The sequence below is a fragment of the Bradyrhizobium sp. AUGA SZCCT0283 genome (assembly GCF_018130385.1).
Lineage (GTDB): Bacteria > Pseudomonadota > Alphaproteobacteria > Rhizobiales > Xanthobacteraceae > Bradyrhizobium.
Genome location: NZ_JAFCLU010000020.1, coordinates 102,898 through 122,447 on the forward strand (window position 1 = coordinate 102,898; position 19,550 = coordinate 122,447).

The window sequence follows — 19,550 nt, forward strand, 5'->3', positions numbered from 1 at the left end:
TCGTTGGTAAATGCGCGCCTCATAAGGAACGGTCTATTCCCGTCCTTGGCGAGAATGTATGCGCTAACGGCGTCAGAGGCGGTGATCATACCGGTGACTGTAGTCGATCGGCAGGGGCACGCAACCGAGGTGTGCCGTAAACGACCTCACGACGCCGCGCCTAACCGAGACTGGCCGCGATCTGCCGCATCCGCTCGGCGGTGAGGTCGTCGGCGGGGAAGAAGGTTTCCAGCGCCAGTTCCTGCAGCGTGATGTCGACAGGCGTGCCGAACACCATGGTGGTCGAGATGAAGCTCAGCACTTCGTCATTGCGGCGCAGCTTGAAGGGGATCGCGACATTGTCGGCCGAGACCGGGCCTGAACGCGCCGGCATCCGATAGGATTTCAGTTCCTGATACAGCTTGAGCAGTTCGGGATCGGCCGTGGCCTCGCACTGCCGATGCAGCCGCTCCAAAAGATGCGCGCTCCATTCGGCGAGATTGACCGTGCGCGGCGCCAATCCCTCGGGATGAAAGGCCAGCCTTAGGATGTTGAAGGGCTGCCGGAGCAAATGCTGCGGCAAGCCTTCAAGCAGCGGCGCCACCATGCGGTTGGCCGTCACCAGATTCCAGTGGCGGTCATAGGCCAGCGCGGGATTCGGCTCGTGGGCTTTTAAAACGAGGTCGATCGCCTGCCGGGCGGATTTCAGCGCGGGATCATCGAGCGAGCGCTGCGGAAACGCGGGCGCAAAGCCCGCGGCGACCAGAAGCACGTTGCGTTCACGCAAGGGAACCTCCAATCGTTCGGCAAGCTTCAGCACCATTTCACGCGACGGCGCGGCGCGGCCGGTTTCCACAAAGCTGAGGTGGCGCGCGGATATTTCGGCATCGCCCGCCAGATCGAGCTGGCTCAGGTGGCGGCGCTGGCGCCATTCGCGCAAGTGGTCACCAATGTGGACCGGCTGGGTTCGTTCGGCTCGCGCCGCGGCAGCATGTGCGTTCATGGTGGAAAACCTACCATGCGAATTTCGTCCATTCCATTACGTCCGAGGTAATCGAATCGGGGCACGGGCTGGATCATCTTAGGTGGCACAGGAGATGACATGCTGATGCTTTCCCTCTTCCGCTTCGTCGCCGCTGCGATCCCGTGGACGCTCAATCTGACCACCTGGTTGCTGGCGCGCTCCCTGAACATGCCGCAGCCGTTGGTACACGACACCGGCGTCTTCGTGTTCGTGCAGGTGCAGACGATCGAAAACAGGGTCGGCAAGGCGCTCTGCCCGATGCGGCTGATGCGTCAGCTCCGGTCGCTGCTGCAGCGCTGATTGCTGCCCCAAGTCCACCCAAGCAAAGGAAAACCGACATGATCCATCCATCAACATTCCTGAGCCGCGCCCTTCTCGCCGACGCCATCTTCAGCGGCGTCGCGGCGGTAGCCCTCACCCTCGGTGCGGGCGCGCTGGCGCCCTTCCTCAATCTGCCGGAAGCCCTGTTACGTGAGACTGGCCTGTTCCTGATCGCCTATACCGCGCTGGTCGGATGGCTCGCCACGCGGTCAACGGTGGCCAGGGCGTTGGTGCTGTTGGTGATCGTGGGCAACGCGGCGTGGACACTGGGCAGCATCGCGCTGTTGTTCTCCGGGGCGGTGTCACCGAACCTGCTCGGTCAGGTCTTTATCGTGGCCCAGGCGATTGCCACAGGCGTGTTTGCCGAACTGCAGTATATCGGTTTGCGCAAGAGCGGTGAGACGGTGGCCGCATAAGCCTTGGCCGTCATTGCGAGCGAAGCGAAGCAATCCATATCGCGGCATAAGGGATAGATGGATTGCTTCGTCGCTTTCGCTCCCTTGCGCAAACGCTTCGCGTTTGTCGCAGGCAATGACGGGGAATGCGCTCAGCTCAAAACCAACGCCGCAATCATCCCGGCAAAGGTCAGCACGAGCCCGATGACGAGCATCGGCACCAGGCTGCTGCCGGAATACGGATCGGCCTGCTCCTTGTTCGTCACGACATGTGCACGATAAGCCATTACTTTGCTCCTGCCTGGTTGCGTCGAAATCGTTCCCCGTAGCCGAGCATGACGCCGTGGGTGCCGGCGATACCGAGTTCGAGGCTGGCTGCAATCCGACGCGCCCGTTCCACAAAGTGCGTCTCCGCCTCGGGCGGACAGATATCGCGGGCGGTTTGCTCGAACAGCTCGAGCCAGCGGTCGAAATGCCCGGCATCGACCGGCAGCGGCAGATGTTTGGCCATCGGGGTGCCGTGGTAGCGGCCGGTCATCAGCGCGACCGACGACCAGAACGCGCACATCTGCGCCAGATGAGGCTCCCAATCCTTGATTCTGACATCGAAGATCGGCCCCAGCACAGCATCCTCGCGCACCCTGGCGTAGAAGCCGCGCACCAGGCGCTCGATCATCGCCTCGTCAATGCCCGTCCGCTCCACAATTTCGGCCGTGAGCCGCTCACGCCGCTCCGGCCCTGCCACGATCGCTTCCATTTCCTTGGCTACCTTAAATAAGTATTTCAAATGCCTATTTAGACGGCTATAGAGGAATTGCAAGCAGATCTTTCATGAGGGCTTCCATGCGCCTGACGTCGTTCACGGATTTCGCGTTGCGCGCCTTGATGCGGCTCGCGGGCGAACCCGGCCGTTCCTTCGCCACCAATGAAATCGCGGCCGAGTTCGGCATTTCCCGCAACCATCTGGCCAAGGTGGTGCGCGACCTCGCCGATAGCGGTTTCATCTCGACCCAGCGCGGCGTCGGCGGTGGCTTCACGCTGGCCCGCCCCGCCCAGTCGATCACCATCGGCGAGGTAGTGCGCGCGCTGGAAGGGCCGCCGCTGGTGGAGTGCTTTCGCGAGGATGGCGGCAATTGCGTGCTGAAGCCGCGCTGCCGGCTAAAAGCAAAACTTGCCGCCGCCCGCGAAGCCTTCATGCGCGAGCTCGACGCCACGACGCTGGCGGAATGCGCCTATCCCGCGCCGGCCAGGCGGAGCCCGGCACACGCATGACCGCCGCAACGAAACATCAGGTGCAACGCATGAAACCGATCGAGTTCGAAAATGGCACGGTGCAGATCGACGCCGCCATCGTCGCCGAAGGCCTGGGCCTGGCGCCGTCCCTGCTGCAGGAAGAGATGCGCGCGGGCCGGATCACGAGCCTTGCCGAGCGCGGGGTTGATGCCGACTCCGGCCGGCATCGCCTGACCTTCTTCTCCGAACACCGGCGGTTTCGCGTCGTGGTCGACGAAACCGGCGCGATCGTTCAACGCTCGGCGGTCGACTTCGGCGATTCGGTGCTGCCGAAGTCGGTGCGCAAGGCCGGCAGATAGGGCGCGGTGGATGAGGCCTAGGCCTGAAGGGCCGGCGCCGGCGCGGAGACCGGCTGTTTCCGGCCGGCCGGTTTCCTGTCGGCGACCCTGGCGCGGCCGTTGCCGTTCAGATGCTTGCCGTTCAGCGACTTGCCGTTCAGCGACTTGCCGTTCAGCGAATGGCCATTGAGCTTCTTCGACTTCCGCGCAGCCTTCGCCTTCAATTTTTCCTTCAGCTCGGCTTCCGCCTTCTGCTGTTCCTTGGCCAGCTTCTCCGCCTTCTTCAGCGCCTTGCGCTCGGCCTTGGCCTTCAAGCGGGCTTTCTCCGCCCGCGCCTCGGCACGCTTCTTCTTGCGCTTCTTCTCGCAGGCGTCGCATTTGCAGCCGATCGGCTTCAGATAGGCTTTGAAGTAATCGGTGCCGTAGTCGTAATTGATCTCCTCGCCCGGCTCGATGTTCTTGATGGCGCGGATGAACACCTTGCGCTTGCGCGGCTTGACGTCCGATTCCGCGTTCGGCCTGCAGGCGTGGTTGATGTAGCGGGCGATGTTCTTGCGGACCGAGCCGTCGATGGTCCAGCGGTTGTTCAGCTCGAACAGGTATTTGTTCTCGATCGCGTCCTCTTCCTTCTTTTTCGAATCAAGAAGCGGCCCGAAATAGCGGATGATCTTGGTGCCCTTCTTGATCGGCTTGGTGGCGAAGAGGCCAAGCCCGGTGCGGGAGCGGCCGACGCGATAGGGTTTGTTCGAAGGGATAGAGGTCATGACGATTGAATGACTGCACGCTCGGAAAACGAGGGATGGCGAAGCCGCTCTTCTAGGACGATTCCGTGGCAAAGTCAGGTATTTCGCGCACCTCCCTTGAACCTTCCCCAGATTGAATGCGTCTGAGATGCCAGAGTTCCCGAAAGCTGCGGGTAGCAGGATGAAAATGGCCCCCTTCTTGCGCACTGCCGGACCCGCGGTCGTGGTGCTGATCTCAGCAGCCGCCAGTCCGGTATCGTGGGCGAACGCCCAAACATTCGGCAGCACCTACACGTCAACGGCCCCAAAGGACTGCCGCGTCACCAGCGCCAACAACAGCGTCGATGATTCCACCGTCAGGATCTGCCCCGGCAAATCGAACCTCGTGGTGGTGATCAGCGAAGACGATCTGCGCGAGGCCGTCTCGGTCGGCCGTAACCGCGCGCAAGCCGCCAGGGAGCCGGCCGCGCAGTCGTGGTTCGGGCCGTTCAATTCGACCGCCCATACCGTTGAGTGGCGGGCTGTGGACGGCAAGCCGTTCGCCATCATCCAGCGCTGGCTGATCGCCGATAATGCCGATCCCGACAAGAATGGCCGCCCGACCGCCAAACCGATGCTGGCGGTGACGCGGCTGCCGCCGGGCCCGGTCTGCCACGTCGCCTATATCGACGGCCAGGCCAACCGCAATGCCAACGAGCTTGCGCGCCAGGCGGCGGACGAATTCGCGCGTGATTTCAAGTGCGGGAAGGACGAAGTGAAAGTGGTCGGCGAAAAGGGTGCGGCCGTGGGCCTTGCGAAGCGCTGAGGAAGCCGGTTACCCGGCGTGTTTTCGCCGCATTAACGTCAAAGCTTCAAGCTTGAGTGCTTAAACCTTGTCAAATCATGATATTTCACAGCGGCGTCACGCGGGGCAGCAATGCAAATGAAACTTCTGGCTCTCCTCATCGCCGGCACGGCCCTCACCGGCTGCTGCGCCTCCGGCACTGGCTGCTCGACAACGACGACGCCAGGTACGCCGATTGCCTGGGATGGGTTGGGAGAACCGCCGACGGCAAATGACGCGCCGGGCGAGGAAAAGCGGCCGGCAAAGCGAAGAACAGCCCGCAATCGCGAGATCATTCTCGGCCCGTTGAATGACGCCCCGGCCCAGGCGGACGCCAAAGCGCGGTATGACGAGTGGACGCGGCAGCCCAACGAAGACGTCGAGGCCGACGCACGGCTCGCACGGCAAACCAAGATTTGCAGGGGTTGCTAAGCGGCTCACCACCCGCGCCGTTCGCCGCGCAGATCCATCCCGACGCCAACAAGCTCCCGCAAAGCCGCCGCCCTACCCCACCGACGGTCGAGGCACCGTCGAACGCAGCATCGCATCCAGGAGCTGATCGACCCCGGTGCCTTCGGGCAGCCGGTGCAGGATGTCCTTCAGCCGCCCGTCGAGCAACAGCATCGTGAAGCCGTGCACCAGCGACCACGCGCGGGCAATCGCGGCGGCCTGGTCGAGCGAGAGCGTCTCCAGCGCCTCGCCGGTAAGTTTCTCGTTACGGCCGGCTCCGATCGCGCTCGCCAATCCTTCGAAGGAGGCGGTCGCCGCCTCGTGCAGCGAGGGCCGCGTCATGTCGAGCCGCTCGGTGCGGAACATCAGCCCGTACATGCCGGGACGCGCCTGCGCATAGGCGACATAGGCCTTGGCGCGCGCCAGCGCCTTCATCAGCGGGTGGGTTTCGGTCTTGCCAGCCGCCACCATGGCCGCGTTGAAGCGCCGAAAGCCGATCGCGGCGAGTTCGCTCAGGAGCCCGGTGAGATCGCCGAAATGATGGGTCGGCGCGGCATGCGATACCCCCGCCTCGCGCGCCACCGCCCTCAGCGTCAGGCCCGACAGCCCATCGCGCTCCAGCACCCGCTCGGCGGCGGCGAGCAAGGCGTCGTGCAGATCGCCATGATGATAAGGGGTCTCGCCGGCTGGACGGCGACGCCGGCCTGCCGGCCTTTCCGCTACGGGCTTCGCCGGCCTGCGCCTTGCGGCGGGGCGGATCGTTCTGGTTTCTCGCGATGTTCTTGCCATACGACTCCTTATAGCCGCAATTTTTACACTGTAAAGATTTTGCTTGACGCCCGGCCGCAACATCCCTACTGATATCTTTACGATGTAAAGATATATACCAGAGGAAACGTGAGATGCTCGACCAGGTGAAGACCGAGGCGGCCCGAACCAATCTGGCGCCGATCCCGATGGAATGCGACGCGCCGCATCTCAAGGTGACCGGCGAATTGCCGCGCGAGCTCAACGGCACGCTTTATCGCAACGGCCCCAACCCGCAATTCGATGCCCCCGGCGCGCACTGGTTCGTCGGCGACGGCATGCTGCACGCCTTCCATCTGGAGAACGGTCGCGCCAGCTACCGCAACCGCTGGGTCCGCACCCCGAAATGGCTGGCCGAGCACGACGCCGGCCGCGCGCTGTTCGGCGGCTTCGGCCGCAAGCTGCCGGGTGCGCCGGCCGGAATCACTGACGACGGCGGTGTCGCCAACACCAACATCATCTTCCATGGCGGAAAGCTGCTGGCGCTGGAGGAAGGCCATCTGCCGACCGAGATCGAGCCCGGCACACTCAACCGTCTCGGCTATTGCGACTACAACGGCGCCATCAAGGGCCCCTTCACCGCGCATCCCAAGATCGACCCCGTGACCGGCGAGATGGTGTTCTTCGGCTATAACGCCGCGGGCCCCCTGACCCCCGCCCTCTCCTTCGGATCCGTCAACGCCCAAGGCGTGGTGACGCGGTTCGATCGTTTCGAATCCCCCTATGCCAGCATGGTCCACGACTTCATCGTCACCGAAAATCACCTGCTGTTTCCGATCCTGCCCATCACCGGCAGCATGGAGCGCGCAATGCGCGGCAAGCCGCCTTACGCCTGGGAGCCGGAGAAAGGCGCTTACGTCGGCGTCATGAAGCGCAACGGTTCGGCAAAGGATCTGGTTTGGTTCCGCGCCGAGAGCTGCTACGTCTTCCACGTCATGAATGCGTGGGAAGAAGGCAACCGCATCATTGCCGACGTGATGCAGTTCGAGGAAGCGCCGCTATTCCCCCATCCCGACGGTTCAAAGACCGATCCGCAGAAATCACGCGCGCGGTACTGCCGCTGGACTTTCGACCTCGCAGGCAATACCGACCGCTTCACGCAAACCTATCTCGACGATCTGACCGGCGAATTCCCGCGCATCGACGACCGCCGCGCGGGACAGGCGAACAGCCATGGCTGGTACGCCTGCGCCAACCCTGATTTGCCGATGTTCGGCGCGCTGTCGGGCATCGTGCATGTCGACGGCAAGGGCAAGCGGCTCGGCCATTATCTGCTGCCCGCCGGCGACACGATTTCCGAGCCGGTGTTTGTCGAACGCAGCAGTGAGGCAAGCGAGGGCGATGGCTGGCTGCTATCAGCGGTCTGGCGCGCGCAGGAGAATCGCAGCGATCTTGCGGTGTTCAACGCCCAGGATGTCGAATCAGGTCCCGTCGCGCTGGTGCATCTCGGCCATCGCATGCCCGACGGTTTCCACGGCAACTGGGTCGGCCCGGCGTAAGGCGTTCAACTCTGTCATTCTCCGATGTGCAATTGCACATCATAGGCAGCCCGGCGGGCTGAGCCCGGAATCCATCTCCGTCAAGGATTCCGGGCGCCCCGGAATGACGGCATCAATAGACAGCCCCGGAGGAGACACCCGTGCACCTGCCCTCGATCACATCAGCCTATCTCGCCCTTCTCGCCCTGCTCTATACCGTGCTCGCCGTTCAAGTCGGGCGGCTGCGCCAGCGCGACCGGGCAGCTTTCGGCGACAATGGAAGCCAACAACTGCGCAGCGCGATCCGCGCGCATGCCAACTTCATCGAATACGTCCCGATCATCACGCTGATGGTGGCGATGCTGGAAATGTCCGGCCTGGCGGCGATGTGGGTCCATCTGTTGATGGGCGCGTTATTGGTCTCGCGGCTGCTGCACCCGCTCGGCATGTACGCTGCGCCCAATACGCTGCAATTCCGCATCGGCCGGGTCGGCGGCATCACGGTCACGTTTGTTTTACTGCTCGCCTGCGCCCTCACGATCCTGGCGCGCGTCATATAGGGCCGCCCAATCTATCCGCAACTCATTGCAAATACGTTTATTTTATCGCCCTCGGATCTAATTTTGACACTGTAAAGATTTTTCTTGACGACCCTCAGGGCTACGCCTAGTGTATCTTTACGATGTAAAGATTAGCTTCCGAGAAGCCGCCATGACCGTTTTCCTTATCCTCGCCCCCTTCGGTTCGTTCGCCCTGCTGATGCTGGTGACCTCGGCCGAGATCAGCCTGTTCGCATCGGCGGCGGTCTGCCTTGCCGTCATCGGCATAGACGTCTATCGCGGCCGTTCGATCAAGATGCTCGGCGCAGGCTGCGTCATCGTGTTCGCCGGACTGGGCGCCTACATCTGGCTGGTCGATCCGAACCTGAGCCATTCGGCCGTCAAGCTGATGGTCGATATCGGCGTACTCGCAATCTCGCTGGCATCGCTCATCATCCGCAAGCCGTTCATTCTGCAATATGCGCTTGAGAAGGTCGATGCCGAGACGGCCAAGCAGCCCGGCTTCAAGAAGGCGATCTATCTCATCACCTGGGCGTGGACCGGCGCCTTCGTCCTGATGATCGCCGGCAACCTGCTGACGATCTATGTGCCGGGCCTGCCGATCTGGTCCGGACTCGTGATCGCCTTCGCCGCCCGCAACGGTGCCGCCTTCTTCACGACATGGTATCCACAATATCGCAAGGCGAAGTATGGTGCCGCGCCGGCGAACGCCCTCCCCGGCACCCACTAAGTTACCTTTCGACCCGCAACAACCATCCAGCAGAAAGCAAGCCGATGAAGGACGTATTCGCCAGACTGGGCGCCGATTTTTTCTCCACCATCCTGTTCATCGCGATCTATCTCACCACCGACAACGTGCTGCTGGCGACCGGCGTGGCGATCGCCGGTGCCATCGCGCAGGTGATCTACTCGCGCGTCAAGGGCAAGGAGCTCGGCTACATGACCTGGGCGAGCCTGGCGCTGGTCATCGTGCTCGGCAGTGCGACGCTGCTCACCCACGACCCGCGCTTCGTGCTGGCAAAACCCGCGATCGGGCATTTCGCGATCGGCGTCATCATGCTCAAGCGCGGATGGATGTTGCGCTATATGCCGGCGATCGTGACACAGACCATCCCCGAATACGTCACCTTCGCGGGCTATGCCTGGGCCGGACTGTGTTTCGTGCTCGCCGCCGGCACCATCGGTGTCGCTGCCACCGGCGACATGAAGCTGTGGACGTTCTACGTGACCGTCGTCCTGGTCGGCGCCAAGATTGCCGCCTTCGCAATTCAATACGTCGCGTTTCGTGTTTTGGTCGGCAGCCGGCTCCGCGCTGCCGCCCAGCGCGCCTGAAAATACCCGTCAAAAGGACGCTTGAGACGGTTGGGCTTGTATGGCGAGATGGGCTATACCGCCGATCGAGTTTGGCGGATCTCGCAAGCCATTCCGGTTTGCCGGGAAGAAATGTCGGGAGACAAAGATGGCCGTGGACGGAAACTGGAACATTACCCTCAGCACGCCGATGGGCGAACGCAAGACGACGCTTTCGTTGAATAGCGCGGGCGGCACGCTGACGGGCACGCAGGGCGCCGACGGCAATTCCGGCGAAATTTTTGACGGCACCGTCAACGGCGACGACGTCGCCTGGAAAATCTCCATCACCAACCCGATGCCGCTCACGCTCGCCTTCTCCGGCAAAGTCTCCGGCGACAGCATGTCCGGCGAAGCGGGCATCGGCCCGATGGGCAGCTTCCCCTTCACGGGATCGCGGGCGTAACCCCAATGGCGAGGAGGCCGCAACGCCTTCTCGTTCTCTCATCCATGCGCAAGCTGGTTCTGTTTTCGATCGCCGCCCTCGTCTCGCTGGCGGGTGCGGCGATCGCGCAAGCGCCGGAGCCTGAACCGGCGTGGCGCAGAAGTGCGCTCGCCTTCGTACCGGCCGGCTATATCGGGGGCGATGCCTATCGCACCGATGAAGCCGCGATGACCGGCTATCTCGCCGTCTATCCGGCGAATGCGAGTGATCCAAAATCTCCGGCAAGCGTATTCGCACCGCGACAGGCGCTTGTCGTCAAGCTGACACGAGGCGACGGCGGCCTGCGCGCCGCAGCGGCAGAATTGCAACCGCGTGTCGATCCAATCCGCGGCAATCGCGACACCACGATGACCGACCCGGATGGCGAGGAACGCCAATTCGAAAAAATGGACGCAGAACTCGCGGCCGATCGCGCGAAACTCCCCGAGGGTACCGAACCCTGCAGTCTCCGCGCCTGGTCTTGGGATCGTGACCCCAAGGGTCTTAACGTGCGCGCCGAACCATCGGTGAAGGCGCGCGTGCTCGGCACGCTGCCGCCACCCTACCGGCTCAAGATGGGCGGCAGCGAGAACACGCCGGAAGGCGGCTGGCTGACCGAATTTCGCATCATCGGCTTCAAGGACGGCTGGTTCCTGATCGAGGGCGCGACCCCGCCGGGCAAGGAATATGAGGACGAAAAGAAATATCCGCGCAACGCGCCAAAGCCCTATTCGGGGCGCGGCTGGGTCGCGGCCAACAAGGTCGGCGCGAACTATGCCAATGGCGCCACCCGCATGGGCGGACTATTCCAGGCACCCTTTGCCGATGCGAAATGGACGCCCGCGCAGCGCAAGCTCGGCGGCACGCTCGACACCGACGGCGGCCCGAAACGCCTGCTCGCCTGCAGCGGCCATTGGGGTCTGGTGGAAAGCCATGACGGCGTACGCGGCTGGTGGCGAAGCCTGTGCTCCAACCAGGTGACAAATTGTAGCTGATGTGGTGGTCGCCCGCACGGGGCTAACGAACGCCGCTAGAACCAAATCTGCATCGGCAGCCCGTACTTGTCTGGCGGTGGTAATCCGACGCTGCCTACAGGTTCGTGCGCGGCAATCGCCACGGCACACGCGTCCAGGACGTCGTCACGTTTTGCACCGGTCCCGATCCGCATTTTGGTGAGCCATTGATCGATATCGCGAAATCCGCTTCGCTTGAGCAACGTCCGGCGAAGGAAATCTCCTTCCTCGGACTTCTTCGACGGCAAGGGCCTGTTTGCGTTCAACCGTAGAAAGACCAGCTCCGGATGAACCTCGCGGACGTCCAGCGAGCGATGCGCACGCAGGAACGCGTCAACCTGCATGATCTTGGGACCGAGATGCCAAAGCTGGCGTGAGACGCGCTTTTGGCCGCGTTGCTCGCATTCCTTGTTCGCTTCATCGGGATCTCTGAAGTCTTGCCAAATCCAGCGCCGCGCGCCCGTGAAAACGCGCGAGGTGTGCGGTCGTAACTTGTCGCGGGCAAGGAGGTCGCAGGCCCGCTCGCCGTCATCGGTCATGCCGATGGGGATATCGATCGCAGCGCGATCAAAGCCGACCGACAGCGCCTCGGCTATGTCGCGACAGAAGCTGATCCTGTTGAGGTGGCCGTCTAGAAGTACGACGACCCAGCCCTTGCTGAACCCGTCGAGGCCGAGCGCCCTCACCCCAGATTCAATTCCTTGAAGAAGTCGTTGCCCTTGTCGTCGATGATGATGAAGGCCGGGAAGTCCACCACCTCGATGCGCCAGATCGCTTCCATGCCGAGTTCGGGATATTCGACGACCTCGACCTTCTTGATGCAGTGCTCGGCGAGGTTTGCCGCAGCGCCGCCGATCGAGCCGAGATAGAAGCCGCCGTGCTTCTTGCAGGCCTCGCGCACCGCGACCGCGCGGTTGCCCTTGGCGACCATCACCATCGACCCGCCCGCCGCCTGGAACTGGTCGACGAAGGAATCCATGCGGCCCGCGGTGGTCGGGCCGAACGCGCCGGAGGCGTAGCCGTCGGGCGTCTTGGCGGGACCGGCGTAATACACCGGATGGTTCTTGAAGTAGTCCGGCAGCGGCTCGCCCTTCTCCAGCCGCTCGCGCAATTTGGCGTGGGCGGAATCGCGGGCCACGATCATGGTGCCGGTCATCGAGACCCGCGTCTTGATCGGATATTGCGACAGCGTCGCCAAAATCTCCTTCATCGGCTTGTTGAGGTCGATCTTCACGACCTCGCCGCCGAGCGACTGTTCGACTGCCGGCAGATATTGCGCCGGGTTATGCTCGAGCTCCTCGAGATAGACTCCGTCTTTTGTAATCTTGCCGAGCACCTGGCGGTCCGCCGAGCAAGACACGCCGAGCCCGATCGGCAGCGATGCACCATGGCGCGGCATCCGGATCACGCGCACGTCGTGGCAGAAATATTTTCCGCCGAACTGCGCGCCGACGCCGAGCGATTGCGTCATCTTGAGAATTTCCTGCTCCATCTCGAGGTCGCGGAACGCATTACCGTCCGCCGAGCCCTGGGTCGGCAGCGCATCGAGATAGCGCGCGGACGCCAGCTTCACCGTCTTCATGCAGAGCTCGGCTGAAGTGCCGCCGATCACAATGGCAAGGTGATAGGGCGGGCACGCCGCGGTGCCGAGCGTCAGCACCTTCTCCTTCAAAAACGCCAGCAGGCGATCCCTGGTCAGCACCGACGGCGTCGCCTGGAACAGAAAGCTCTTGTTGGCGGAACCGCCGCCCTTGGCCATGAACATGAACTTGTAAGCGTCATCGCCCTCGGCATAGATCTCGCATTGCGCCGGCATGTTGTTGGCGGTGTTCTTTTCCTCATACATCGACAACGGCGCCACCTGCGAATAGCGCAAGTTACGGCGCAGATAGGCGTCGCGCGCGCCTTCCGAGAGCGCCGCCTCGTCGTCGCCATCGGTGATGACGTTGCAGCCCTTCTTGCCCATGATGATCGCAGTGCCGGTATCCTGGCACATCGGCAACACGCCGCCGGCAGCGATGTTGGCGTTCTTCAGGAAGTCGAAGGCGACGAACTTGTCGTTGTCGCTGGCTTCCTTGTCTTCCAGGATTGAGCGCAACTGCTTCAGGTGGCCCGGGCGCAGGTAGTGATTGATGTCGCCGAAGGCCGCCTCCGACAGCGCCCGCAGCGCCTCGCGCGACACCACCAGCATGTCCTTGCCAAGCACCTTCTCGACCCGCACGCCCTCGGCCGTGATCTTCCTGTAGGGCGTGGTGTCCGGCCCCAGCGGAAACAGCGGCGTATGCTTGTAGGGCGGAACGGGCTTCTGGTCGGGAAAGGCGGTCGGGGCGTTCATGTCGATATCTCGGGTTGGAGCCGGCGGCGGCCAGAACGGCGCCGCGGCAGTAGACCCGTTCTAAGCATTTTTCGACCAAAAGGAAGGTTTGCTTGCCCGCCAGATGCGGCCGAAGCCGGCCAGTACGGCCGCCAATCGGCGATTGAACCGTTCCGGGCGCTCTTCAGACAAACCCGAGATTTCCGATTGTCCCTGACCGATTGCGACTGTAATGAACTCCGCCACCACATTGCCTGACGCAGCCTCTGCCCCCGTCCGCGCGCCGCGTCTGCTCGGGCTATATCTGCTTCTGATCATCATCGCCGCCATCGAAGCGTTCGAGGGGCTTTCGCATGCGCCGATGTTGTTCGGCGACATGTCGGAAATTCCCGGCCCCGGGCTCGGTGGCGCGATCATCAAGGCGCACATTGCGAGCCATCCGGTGCTGGCACTGGCGGCACTGGGGTTTGCCACCGTCGGCCGGCTGCGTTACGCGATCATGGCGCTGGGCGCGCTGGTGCTGATGAACTGGCTGAACTACATGCCATCGGTGGTGCGGCACGGCCTCGATTTCGGCGGCCTCTCCGCCTTGCAGACCCCGGTCCAGATCATTGCATTTCCGCTGATGGGCGCCTGCGCCATCGCGCTCGCCGCACGCAAAGAGCGGCTGGGGCTTGCCACCCTGCTGGTCAGCATGCCCACGCTGTTCGACGTGCTGGCCGTGATCGCCTTCGGGATCAGCGTCCTCCTCTACGGTTTCTGACAAGCAAGTTGACTTCCGCGCGCGGCCCTTGCAGGAAATCCGCGCGCGGGGTTCAATGGCGCAAAGGGGCATTCACAATGGCTTTGGGACCACAATTTTTCCGACCGGCCTTGCTTGCCGCCACGCTGGCGCTGGTTGCCGCGGTCGGCGTATCGCCGGCGCGGGCCGACCGCTGCGACGATATCGCCAAGGAATTGAAGAACCAGATCGACGGCCTCAAGGTCAGCGTCAATACCGGCAACATGATCTACCTGACGCATCCAGCGGCAAAGGAGCTGTCGCTCGGCTGCCGCGGCCGCAATTATTCCAACGAGCTCTACGCCAAGGCGGACCGCAAGCCGAAGCCGCAATTCTTCGAACTGATCGCCTCGGCCGGCGCCATCATTTTCACGATTCCGAAGCCCGACGTTGCGACCGGCTCCTCGCGCTGCATCAAGCGCATGGGCATCCTGCGCGGCGACAAGGTTTCCATGCGCTTCCGCCGCCTCAACATGGAATGCTCGCGCACCAAGACCGATGCTTCGATCGTGGTGACCCGCGGCAAGGACGAGTAGGCCGCTCCCGATCCGTCGCATTCTAACGATTCCGCGAGCCGTCCGTTCACTATTTGGACGGGATTGACGACGTCGGCGCGGGATTGCCGCGCTGAATTCACCAATCGTTCGTTTCAACCCGGCCAGTGTCGGAGGCAACCAAAAGGATGCTTCCGATGAATGTCTCTGCTGTCGCCGCAACGGTAGTGGTCAAACCGCCTGAAGTCCCCGTGTTCAAGGCTCCCGACAAGACCCCCGACGTCCAGAACGGCGCTGCCGCCGACGGCACGCGCACGCCGAAGCCGACGCTGGTCGCTGCCCTGCCGCCGGGTCAGGGAACGCGGATCGACCAGTTGGCCTGACGGCAGGCTGCCACCCGCGGCAGACCAATGCCAATGCCGCAAGTTTGCCGAAGAATCACACGATCATGCCGCCACGGGGAACGGAACCCGGGCATGATCGCAAAACTTTTGCTGCAAAATACCATCTTCGTCATCGCGCTCGGCGCCTTGCTGTTCGCGGCGGCCGGTACGCTGCACTGGCCGGCGGCGTGGGTGTTCCTGGTCACCAGCGCGATCCTCGGCCCTGCCTGCGGATTGTGGCTCGCGAAGACCGATCCCGCCCTGCTCGCCGAGCGCATGCGGCCGACGTTTCAGGCCGACCAGCCGGCCGCCGACAAGAAATTCATGCTGACGTTCGTCGCCGTGGCGCTGATCTGGCTGGCCGCGATCGGGCTGGACCGGCGCGTGCAAGCATCCGACGTTCCGCTCGTGCTGCAGGCGCTCGGGCTTGCGATGTATCTGCTCTCGACCGCCTTCATCATGTGGGTGTTCCGCGAAAATTCCTTTGCCGCGCCTGTCGTGAAGGTGCAGGCCGTGCGCCACCATCGCGTCGTCACGAGTGGCCCCTATGCCTTCGTCCGCCATCCCATGTACAGCGGCATCATGCTGTTCTTCGTAGGTGTCCCGCTGCTGCCGGGATCATGGTGGGGCGTGGCGATCGCGCCGGTGTTCGCCATTCTGTTCGCGATACGCGCCCGCATTGAGGAGCGCGCGCTGTTCGAAGGACTGCCTGATTATGCTGACTACGCCGCGCGCGTGCGCTATCGTCTGGTGCCCGGACTTTGGTGAGAGACAAGGCGGACTGCGATGCCCGATAGCAAGACCTATACCGGCGGCTGCCATTGCGGCCAGGTGCGCTTCGAGTGCACCACCGACCTCGCGATGGTCACCGACTGCAACTGCTCGATCTGCACCAAGAAGGGGCTGCATTTCACCTTCCTCGACCCGAAGAGTTTTCAGCTCCGCGCCGGGGAGGAAAACCTGAAGGAATACCTCTTCAACAAGCACGCGATCCACCACCAGCTCTGCGTCGATTGCGGCGTCGACGTATTCGCGCGCGGCAAGAAGCCCGACGGCAGCGACGTGGTGGCGGTGAATGTGAGCTGCATCGACGGCATCGAGTTGTCGAAGCTGAAGATGACGCCGATCGACGGAAGGAGCAAGTGAGCCCTCACGCGCCCGTCATGCCCCGGGCTTGGCCCGGGCATCCATGACTTGCTTGCTCCCGTCGTCAAAGACGTGGATGGCCGGGACATCTAGCGCGAAGACGCGCTTCTGCCCGGCCATGACGGGGCAGAGAGTTGAGCCGCACGTCACGCATCCAGCGCCTTGTACCTCCGGAAGATCCCCTCCTCGTTGAATGCGATCCGCCGGTCGCTGGCCAAATAGGTTTTGATGTTCGGGCGCGCCGCAACGCGGTCGCGCAATTCGACGAGACCGGGAATTTCGCGCTCGAACGCCTTCATGCGTTTCGGAAATGCATAGCGAAGTCCCTCGACGATCTGGAACAGCGACAGGTCGACGTAGGTGAGGCGGCGGCCGGTAACGTAAGTCCCGCCATTGGCCGCCAGCAGATCCTCGAAATAGCCGAGATATTTCGGCACGCGCGCCTTCCAGAACTCTTCGGTGCGTTTTTTCGCCGGCGCTTTCTGCTCTTCGTAATAGAGCGAGGGGCCGAGCGGGTGATGGGTGTCGTGAACTTCCAGCACCAGATCTGCGATCGTGAGTTGCAACTGGTGCACCCAGAGTTTGCCGGCCTCCGACTTCGGCGCCAGCCCGTGGCGCGATCCCAGATAGAGCAGGATGTTGGCGGTCTGCCCGATCACGAGCTTTCCGTCTTTGAGGAACGGCGGCGCGAATGGCGGCGTTCCCTTCCCCGCTTCCATCATGCGCGTCATCGCGGCCATGCCGTTGCCGCGGCGCGCGATGTCGGCGTAGCGGGCGCCCGCCTCTTCCAGCGCGAGGCGGACATATTCGCCGCGGCCCTGAATCATTGGCCAGTAATAGAGCTCGTAACGCATCGATGGTACCTCCGCTGCCGGGTTGATCGATATAACAAATCATCCCGCGGCTCGTTCGTCACGCCAAACGCGACGTCCGCGCGACCGTCGCGCCGCGAGCGCGCCGCGCCGATCTCCGCAGGGGTTGAATCTGTCCGAATGCGAGCCGGCGTGTTAGGCTGTTCCCGTTTGAAGCGTCGATTTTCTCAACATGCAGGAGAATTAAGGATGGCGGACAACAAGAAGAAGCGCGGCGGGACCGATCGTGGGCTGATCGCGTTGAGCGAGCCTTACGAGGTCGGCTACTGGTCGAAGAAATTCAAGATCACGCCGGCCAAGCTGAAAGCCGCCGTCAAGAAAGCGGGACGCTCCGCGAAGAACGTCGAAGCCTACATCAAGCTGCAGAAGCACAAGGCGGCCGACCGGGCACGGATCGCGGTGAACCAGCCTTACGAAGTGAGCTACTGGTCGAAGAAGTTCAAGGTCACGCCCGCCAGATTGAAGGCTGCCGTTGCCGCCGTCGGGCATTCGTCGAAAGCCGTCGGTGCCCATCTCGCCAAGGGCAAGGTTTCGAAGAGGGCCAAGAAGAGCGCCAGCAAGACACCGCGGAAAACGACAAAGAAGCGCGCAAAGAAAAAAGCCGCCTAGCGGGCGGCCGTTAGCGCAAGCCGCGGCTTGCAGGGATTCGTGGCCCGGATGAAGCGAAGCGCAATCCGGGACCGCACGGAGGAGAACCCGGGTTCCGCTTCGCTTCACCCGGGCTACGACTTCCCGCTCCTCGCAATGACGCTCGTGAACTCAGTTCGCCGCGAAGCAATACATCAGCCCATCGCCGCCGGTGCTCTTCAGGTCGGCCTGCGAGCAGCCGCCATCTGGACCGCGCGAGGGATGCGACGTGTTCCAGGACTTTGACGGCTCGTCATCACGCAGACCCTTGCGGTCGAAATGGCCGACCATCGCGGCGCCTTGCGTGCTGCTCGTCCAGTTCTTGCAGGTGCGGTCTTCGCCGGCCGCAAACGCAGTGCCGTCCGCCTGCGATCCCGTCAGCACATCGTGGCGGTTCGGCGTGTCGCCGGCACCGCTGATGACCTCACCCTTTTCGGAGAGCGCGGTCTGCTTGGTGAGGTTGTTGCTGGCGCTGTGGAGATCGGCGACGTCCTTGGCGACCACCGCGCCCTTGGCATTCTTCCACGGCCCCTTGCCGATGCGATCGCGCGCATTGACGGCCGGCGCGCCGTCGGCGGCCTGCGTCGAGAGATAGGCGCGCCAGGTCTTGCCGCCGGCTCCGGCCGCCTGCGCCAATGTCTGGCAGTGATTGTCGGCGCCGGCGAGCCCGCCGAGATTGCCGCCATTGCCGATGCCGTTGCTGGTCAGGAAGAAACTGGTATCGGCGGATTGCGCCTGCGCCGGCGCGCTGGCGAGAGCCGATATGGCGGCAAGCGCAAAGCATGCCGGCGAGATGATTCTGGCGAAGCTCTTCATCTGGTTTCTCCCTGTTGTTTTTTGGTTCGTTGGCATCAACACATCACGGCGACCATTATTCCGGCGCGAAATGAAGCGGGCATTCTGGCAAAGAAAAAGGCGCCGCGGAACGAACCGCAGCGCCTTCCTCGTCATACATGGGCGATCAGCTGGTCTGCTGGATCGCCGAGAGTTCCCAATCGGCACCGCGCCGGCGGGCGAAGGTCCAGACTTCGGTGACTTCGACCGGGGTGTCACTGCCCGCGACCAAGCGGCCGGTGGTGCGCTCCAAGGTCTTGTCGACCAGCGAGAACCGCATCGCCACGCTGGCGAAATCGGTTTCACCTTCACGCCAGGCTTCGGCAAGGTCACCCTGCAGCAGCTTGACGTCGGTCACCTTGTTGACGTCGTTGCGGGCCTTGTTCTCCTCGAGATCCTTGGAGAAGTAGGACACCATCTCGGGCGTCGCCAGCGTATGCAGTTTGGCGACGTCCTCGTTCGACCATGCGGCCTGGATCTCGCCGAGCAACCGCTCGAACGCTTCATAGTCAGCCGGCTGGATTTCCAGCGGCGGCTGGCTCGATCCCAGCCCAAAGCCACCCAGTCCGGAGCGGAAGCTGGTCTGGGCGCCGGGGCCTTCGGCGGCAGGAGCAGGCCCCGTCGCGTAGGCGGAAGCCGGCGTGTGGCGGCGCTGCCACCACGACATTGCCAGCCGCACCACGATGACGATCAGGGCGACCTGCAGCAGCAGGCCGATGATCGACGACAGGCCGCCGAGGCCGGAGAACAAGCCGCCGCCGAACAGCATGCCAAGCAGGCCGGCGCCGAGGAAGCCCGCGGCGAGACCGCCGAGCATGCCCATGCCGGGCCGGTTGAAGAAGCCGCCCTTGTTGGCCGCGCCAGCCGCCGGCGCGCCGACGCCGGGGGTGCCCGGCTGGGTGAAGGTGCGGTTCATGGGCTGCGCCGCGCCCGGCGCCGTGGTGGTGCTGGGGGGCGCCGAAAAGGTTCGCGACCCGCGCGAGCCGGAACTGCCGCCACCGCCGACGCGGGCGTCAGCCTCCGAGATCGCGACCGCCAACGGGAGCGCTACGGACAGGATAATGGCCAGTGCCCGAATAATTCCGCGCGTGCCTTGCGAGAAACTCATGTGTTTTTCCTCAGTCCCCAGGATGGGGAAGCGCCCCTAAGATGGGCACAGAT

General features: G+C 63.3%; 28 protein-coding genes. 18 read left to right on the forward strand and 10 right to left on the reverse strand.

What is annotated here, in order from left to right; translation table 11 throughout:
• Positions 1-160 precede the first annotated feature (160 nt).
• Entirely contained in the window at positions 161-982 is an 822-nt protein-coding gene (locus JQ624_RS25170; protein WP_212421603.1) for a helix-turn-helix domain-containing protein, read from the reverse strand.
• A gap of 99 nt (positions 983-1,081) precedes the next feature.
• Between JQ624_RS25170 and JQ624_RS25175 the strand changes: the two genes are divergently transcribed.
• Both JQ624_RS25175 and JQ624_RS25180 read left to right on the forward strand, forming a co-directional pair.
• Entirely contained in the window at positions 1,082-1,303 is a 222-nt protein-coding gene (locus JQ624_RS25175; RefSeq protein ID WP_212421604.1) for a hypothetical protein, read from the forward strand.
• 38 nt (positions 1,304-1,341) lie between these two features.
• Positions 1,342-1,740 (forward strand): hypothetical protein, encoded by a 399-nt coding sequence (locus JQ624_RS25180; RefSeq protein WP_212421605.1) that lies wholly within the window; start codon positions 1,342-1,344, stop codon positions 1,738-1,740.
• A gap of 131 nt (positions 1,741-1,871) precedes the next feature.
• On the opposite strand, the gene JQ624_RS39375 is transcribed toward JQ624_RS25180, so the two are convergent.
• Both JQ624_RS39375 and JQ624_RS25185 read right to left on the reverse strand, forming a co-directional pair.
• A complete protein-coding gene (locus tag JQ624_RS39375; RefSeq protein WP_256380295.1) occupies positions 1,872-2,006 on the reverse strand; it encodes a hypothetical protein in 135 nt (44 codons plus the stop codon).
• Entirely contained in the window at positions 2,006-2,476 is a 471-nt protein-coding gene (locus JQ624_RS25185; RefSeq protein ID WP_212421661.1) for a group III truncated hemoglobin, read from the reverse strand. The genes JQ624_RS39375 and JQ624_RS25185 overlap by 1 nt, the downstream gene beginning before the upstream one ends.
• A 74-nt stretch (positions 2,477-2,550) precedes the next feature.
• Between JQ624_RS25185 and JQ624_RS25190 the strand changes: the two genes are divergently transcribed.
• Positions 2,551-2,991: an Rrf2 family transcriptional regulator gene (locus JQ624_RS25190; RefSeq protein ID WP_283816964.1), complete on the forward strand. Its 441-nt coding sequence runs from the start codon at positions 2,551-2,553 to the stop codon at positions 2,989-2,991.
• A complete protein-coding gene (locus JQ624_RS25195) occupies positions 2,988-3,311 on the forward strand; it encodes a DUF6522 family protein (protein WP_249130057.1) in 324 nt (107 codons plus the stop codon). The genes JQ624_RS25190 and JQ624_RS25195 overlap by 4 nt, the downstream gene beginning before the upstream one ends.
• 17 nt (positions 3,312-3,328) lie before the next feature.
• Here the strand turns inward: JQ624_RS25195 and JQ624_RS25200 are convergent, their stop codons facing one another.
• A complete protein-coding gene (locus tag JQ624_RS25200) occupies positions 3,329-4,054 on the reverse strand; it encodes an SET domain-containing protein (RefSeq protein ID WP_212421606.1) in 726 nt (241 codons plus the stop codon).
• Positions 4,055-4,220: 166 nt separating this feature from the next.
• Between JQ624_RS25200 and JQ624_RS25205 the strand changes: the two genes are divergently transcribed.
• Positions 4,221-4,838 (forward strand): hypothetical protein, encoded by a 618-nt coding sequence (locus JQ624_RS25205; RefSeq protein ID WP_212421607.1) that lies wholly within the window; start codon positions 4,221-4,223, stop codon positions 4,836-4,838.
• Between the two features lie 117 nt (positions 4,839-4,955).
• Positions 4,956-5,288 carry a hypothetical protein gene (locus JQ624_RS25210; RefSeq protein WP_212421608.1) on the forward strand — a complete coding sequence of 111 codons (333 nt, stop codon included), beginning with the start codon at positions 4,956-4,958 and terminating at the stop codon, positions 5,286-5,288.
• A gap of 72 nt (positions 5,289-5,360) precedes the next feature.
• Here the strand turns inward: JQ624_RS25210 and JQ624_RS25215 are convergent, their stop codons facing one another.
• Positions 5,361-6,095, reverse strand: coding sequence for a TetR/AcrR family transcriptional regulator (locus tag JQ624_RS25215; RefSeq protein WP_212421609.1), 735 nt, complete (start codon positions 6,093-6,095; stop codon positions 5,361-5,363).
• 113 nt (positions 6,096-6,208) lie between these two features.
• Here JQ624_RS25215 and JQ624_RS25220 point away from each other — a divergent pair, with 113 nt between their 5' ends.
• From JQ624_RS25220 to JQ624_RS25245, 6 genes are all read left to right on the forward strand, one after another.
• Positions 6,209-7,612, forward strand: a complete 1,404-nt coding sequence (locus JQ624_RS25220) for a carotenoid oxygenase family protein (RefSeq protein ID WP_212421610.1) — start codon at positions 6,209-6,211, stop codon at positions 7,610-7,612.
• 140 nt (positions 7,613-7,752) lie between these two features.
• Positions 7,753-8,151 (forward strand): MAPEG family protein, encoded by a 399-nt coding sequence (locus JQ624_RS25225; protein WP_212421611.1) that lies wholly within the window; start codon positions 7,753-7,755, stop codon positions 8,149-8,151.
• Between the two features lie 151 nt (positions 8,152-8,302).
• A complete protein-coding gene (locus tag JQ624_RS25230) occupies positions 8,303-8,881 on the forward strand; it encodes a hypothetical protein (RefSeq protein ID WP_212421612.1) in 579 nt (192 codons plus the stop codon).
• Between the two features lie 44 nt (positions 8,882-8,925).
• Positions 8,926-9,483: an inner membrane-spanning protein YciB gene (locus tag JQ624_RS25235; protein WP_212421613.1), complete on the forward strand. Its 558-nt coding sequence runs from the start codon at positions 8,926-8,928 to the stop codon at positions 9,481-9,483.
• A 127-nt stretch (positions 9,484-9,610) separates the two neighbouring features.
• Positions 9,611-9,907 carry a hypothetical protein gene (locus JQ624_RS25240; protein WP_212421614.1) on the forward strand — a complete coding sequence of 99 codons (297 nt, stop codon included), beginning with the start codon at positions 9,611-9,613 and terminating at the stop codon, positions 9,905-9,907.
• A gap of 44 nt (positions 9,908-9,951) precedes the next feature.
• Complete coding sequence (locus JQ624_RS25245) at positions 9,952-10,920, forward strand: SH3 domain-containing protein (RefSeq protein ID WP_212421615.1); 969 nt, start codon at positions 9,952-9,954, stop codon at positions 10,918-10,920.
• Positions 10,921-10,955: 35 nt separating this feature from the next.
• On the opposite strand, the gene JQ624_RS25250 is transcribed toward JQ624_RS25245, so the two are convergent.
• Both JQ624_RS25250 and JQ624_RS25255 read right to left on the reverse strand, forming a co-directional pair.
• On the reverse strand, positions 10,956-11,624 hold the full coding sequence (locus JQ624_RS25250; RefSeq protein ID WP_212421616.1) for a DUF429 domain-containing protein: 669 nt from the start codon (positions 11,622-11,624) through the stop codon (positions 10,956-10,958).
• Complete coding sequence (locus JQ624_RS25255) at positions 11,621-13,273, reverse strand: fumarate hydratase (protein ID WP_212421617.1); 1,653 nt, start codon at positions 13,271-13,273, stop codon at positions 11,621-11,623. Before JQ624_RS25255 ends, JQ624_RS25250 begins: the two co-directional genes overlap by 4 nt.
• Before the next feature lie 211 nt (positions 13,274-13,484).
• On the opposite strand from JQ624_RS25255, the gene JQ624_RS25260 reads away from it, so the two are divergent.
• The 5 genes from JQ624_RS25260 (at position 13,485) to JQ624_RS25280 (ending at position 16,056) form a co-directional block, all read left to right on the forward strand.
• The gene (locus JQ624_RS25260; RefSeq protein WP_212421618.1) at positions 13,485-14,015 is read left to right on the forward strand and encodes a hypothetical protein; all 531 of its coding nucleotides are present in this window, start codon (positions 13,485-13,487) and stop codon (positions 14,013-14,015) included.
• A gap of 77 nt (positions 14,016-14,092) precedes the next feature.
• Positions 14,093-14,569 (forward strand): hypothetical protein, encoded by a 477-nt coding sequence (locus tag JQ624_RS25265; protein WP_249130058.1) that lies wholly within the window; start codon positions 14,093-14,095, stop codon positions 14,567-14,569.
• A 155-nt stretch (positions 14,570-14,724) separates the two neighbouring features.
• Positions 14,725-14,910 carry a hypothetical protein gene (locus JQ624_RS25270; RefSeq protein ID WP_212421619.1) on the forward strand — a complete coding sequence of 62 codons (186 nt, stop codon included), beginning with the start codon at positions 14,725-14,727 and terminating at the stop codon, positions 14,908-14,910.
• Between the two features lie 93 nt (positions 14,911-15,003).
• Positions 15,004-15,678, forward strand: coding sequence for an isoprenylcysteine carboxylmethyltransferase family protein (locus JQ624_RS25275; RefSeq protein WP_212421620.1), 675 nt, complete (start codon positions 15,004-15,006; stop codon positions 15,676-15,678).
• 18 nt (positions 15,679-15,696) lie between these two features.
• Positions 15,697-16,056 (forward strand): GFA family protein, encoded by a 360-nt coding sequence (locus JQ624_RS25280; protein WP_212421621.1) that lies wholly within the window; start codon positions 15,697-15,699, stop codon positions 16,054-16,056.
• Positions 16,057-16,202: 146 nt separating this feature from the next.
• Here the strand turns inward: JQ624_RS25280 and JQ624_RS25285 are convergent, their stop codons facing one another.
• Positions 16,203-16,910 (reverse strand): glutathione S-transferase, encoded by a 708-nt coding sequence (locus tag JQ624_RS25285; protein WP_212421622.1) that lies wholly within the window; start codon positions 16,908-16,910, stop codon positions 16,203-16,205.
• A gap of 207 nt (positions 16,911-17,117) precedes the next feature.
• Here JQ624_RS25285 and JQ624_RS25290 point away from each other — a divergent pair, with 207 nt between their 5' ends.
• On the forward strand, positions 17,118-17,537 hold the full coding sequence (locus JQ624_RS25290) for a DUF3606 domain-containing protein (protein WP_212421623.1): 420 nt from the start codon (positions 17,118-17,120) through the stop codon (positions 17,535-17,537).
• Between the two features lie 150 nt (positions 17,538-17,687).
• On the opposite strand, the gene JQ624_RS25295 is transcribed toward JQ624_RS25290, so the two are convergent.
• On the reverse strand, positions 17,688-18,371 hold the full coding sequence (locus tag JQ624_RS25295) for a lectin (RefSeq protein ID WP_212421624.1): 684 nt from the start codon (positions 18,369-18,371) through the stop codon (positions 17,688-17,690).
• Positions 18,372-18,516: 145 nt separating this feature from the next.
• Positions 18,517-19,497 (reverse strand): Tim44-like domain-containing protein, encoded by a 981-nt coding sequence (locus JQ624_RS25300; protein WP_212421625.1) that lies wholly within the window; start codon positions 19,495-19,497, stop codon positions 18,517-18,519.
• Positions 19,498-19,550: the final 53 nt, after the last annotated feature.

Coding starts and splice junctions, on each gene's coding strand:
- JQ624_RS25235 (WP_212421613.1), top strand. CDS start 8,926: ATGAAGGACGTATTCGCCAGACTGGGCGCCGATTTTTTCTCCACCATC.
- JQ624_RS25295 (WP_212421624.1), bottom strand. CDS start 18,371: ATGAAGAGCTTCGCCAGAATCATCTCGCCGGCATGCTTTGCGCTTGCC.
- JQ624_RS25210 (WP_212421608.1), top strand. CDS start 4,956: ATGAAACTTCTGGCTCTCCTCATCGCCGGCACGGCCCTCACCGGCTGC.
- JQ624_RS25265 (WP_249130058.1), top strand. CDS start 14,093: ATGGCTTTGGGACCACAATTTTTCCGACCGGCCTTGCTTGCCGCCACG.
- JQ624_RS25230 (WP_212421612.1), top strand. CDS start 8,303: ATGACCGTTTTCCTTATCCTCGCCCCCTTCGGTTCGTTCGCCCTGCTG.
- JQ624_RS25255 (WP_212421617.1), bottom strand. CDS start 13,273: ATGAACGCCCCGACCGCCTTTCCCGACCAGAAGCCCGTTCCGCCCTAC.
- JQ624_RS25290 (WP_212421623.1), top strand. CDS start 17,118: ATGGCGGACAACAAGAAGAAGCGCGGCGGGACCGATCGTGGGCTGATC.
- JQ624_RS25270 (WP_212421619.1), top strand. CDS start 14,725: ATGAATGTCTCTGCTGTCGCCGCAACGGTAGTGGTCAAACCGCCTGAA.
- JQ624_RS25175 (WP_212421604.1), top strand. CDS start 1,082: ATGCTGATGCTTTCCCTCTTCCGCTTCGTCGCCGCTGCGATCCCGTGG.
- JQ624_RS25195 (WP_249130057.1), top strand. CDS start 2,988: ATGACCGCCGCAACGAAACATCAGGTGCAACGCATGAAACCGATCGAG.
- JQ624_RS25300 (WP_212421625.1), bottom strand. CDS start 19,497: ATGAGTTTCTCGCAAGGCACGCGCGGAATTATTCGGGCACTGGCCATT.
- JQ624_RS25170 (WP_212421603.1), bottom strand. CDS start 982: ATGAACGCACATGCTGCCGCGGCGCGAGCCGAACGAACCCAGCCGGTC.
- JQ624_RS25285 (WP_212421622.1), bottom strand. CDS start 16,910: ATGCGTTACGAGCTCTATTACTGGCCAATGATTCAGGGCCGCGGCGAA.
- JQ624_RS25215 (WP_212421609.1), bottom strand. CDS start 6,095: ATGGCAAGAACATCGCGAGAAACCAGAACGATCCGCCCCGCCGCAAGG.
- JQ624_RS25260 (WP_212421618.1), top strand. CDS start 13,485: ATGAACTCCGCCACCACATTGCCTGACGCAGCCTCTGCCCCCGTCCGC.
- JQ624_RS25240 (WP_212421614.1), top strand. CDS start 9,611: ATGGCCGTGGACGGAAACTGGAACATTACCCTCAGCACGCCGATGGGC.
- JQ624_RS39375 (WP_256380295.1), bottom strand. CDS start 2,006: ATGGCTTATCGTGCACATGTCGTGACGAACAAGGAGCAGGCCGATCCG.
- JQ624_RS25190 (WP_283816964.1), top strand. CDS start 2,551: ATGAGGGCTTCCATGCGCCTGACGTCGTTCACGGATTTCGCGTTGCGC.
- JQ624_RS25180 (WP_212421605.1), top strand. CDS start 1,342: ATGATCCATCCATCAACATTCCTGAGCCGCGCCCTTCTCGCCGACGCC.
- JQ624_RS25185 (WP_212421661.1), bottom strand. CDS start 2,476: ATGGAAGCGATCGTGGCAGGGCCGGAGCGGCGTGAGCGGCTCACGGCC.
- JQ624_RS25280 (WP_212421621.1), top strand. CDS start 15,697: ATGCCCGATAGCAAGACCTATACCGGCGGCTGCCATTGCGGCCAGGTG.
- JQ624_RS25220 (WP_212421610.1), top strand. CDS start 6,209: ATGCTCGACCAGGTGAAGACCGAGGCGGCCCGAACCAATCTGGCGCCG.
- JQ624_RS25245 (WP_212421615.1), top strand. CDS start 9,952: ATGCGCAAGCTGGTTCTGTTTTCGATCGCCGCCCTCGTCTCGCTGGCG.
- JQ624_RS25200 (WP_212421606.1), bottom strand. CDS start 4,054: ATGACCTCTATCCCTTCGAACAAACCCTATCGCGTCGGCCGCTCCCGC.
- JQ624_RS25275 (WP_212421620.1), top strand. CDS start 15,004: ATGATCGCAAAACTTTTGCTGCAAAATACCATCTTCGTCATCGCGCTC.
- JQ624_RS25205 (WP_212421607.1), top strand. CDS start 4,221: ATGGCCCCCTTCTTGCGCACTGCCGGACCCGCGGTCGTGGTGCTGATC.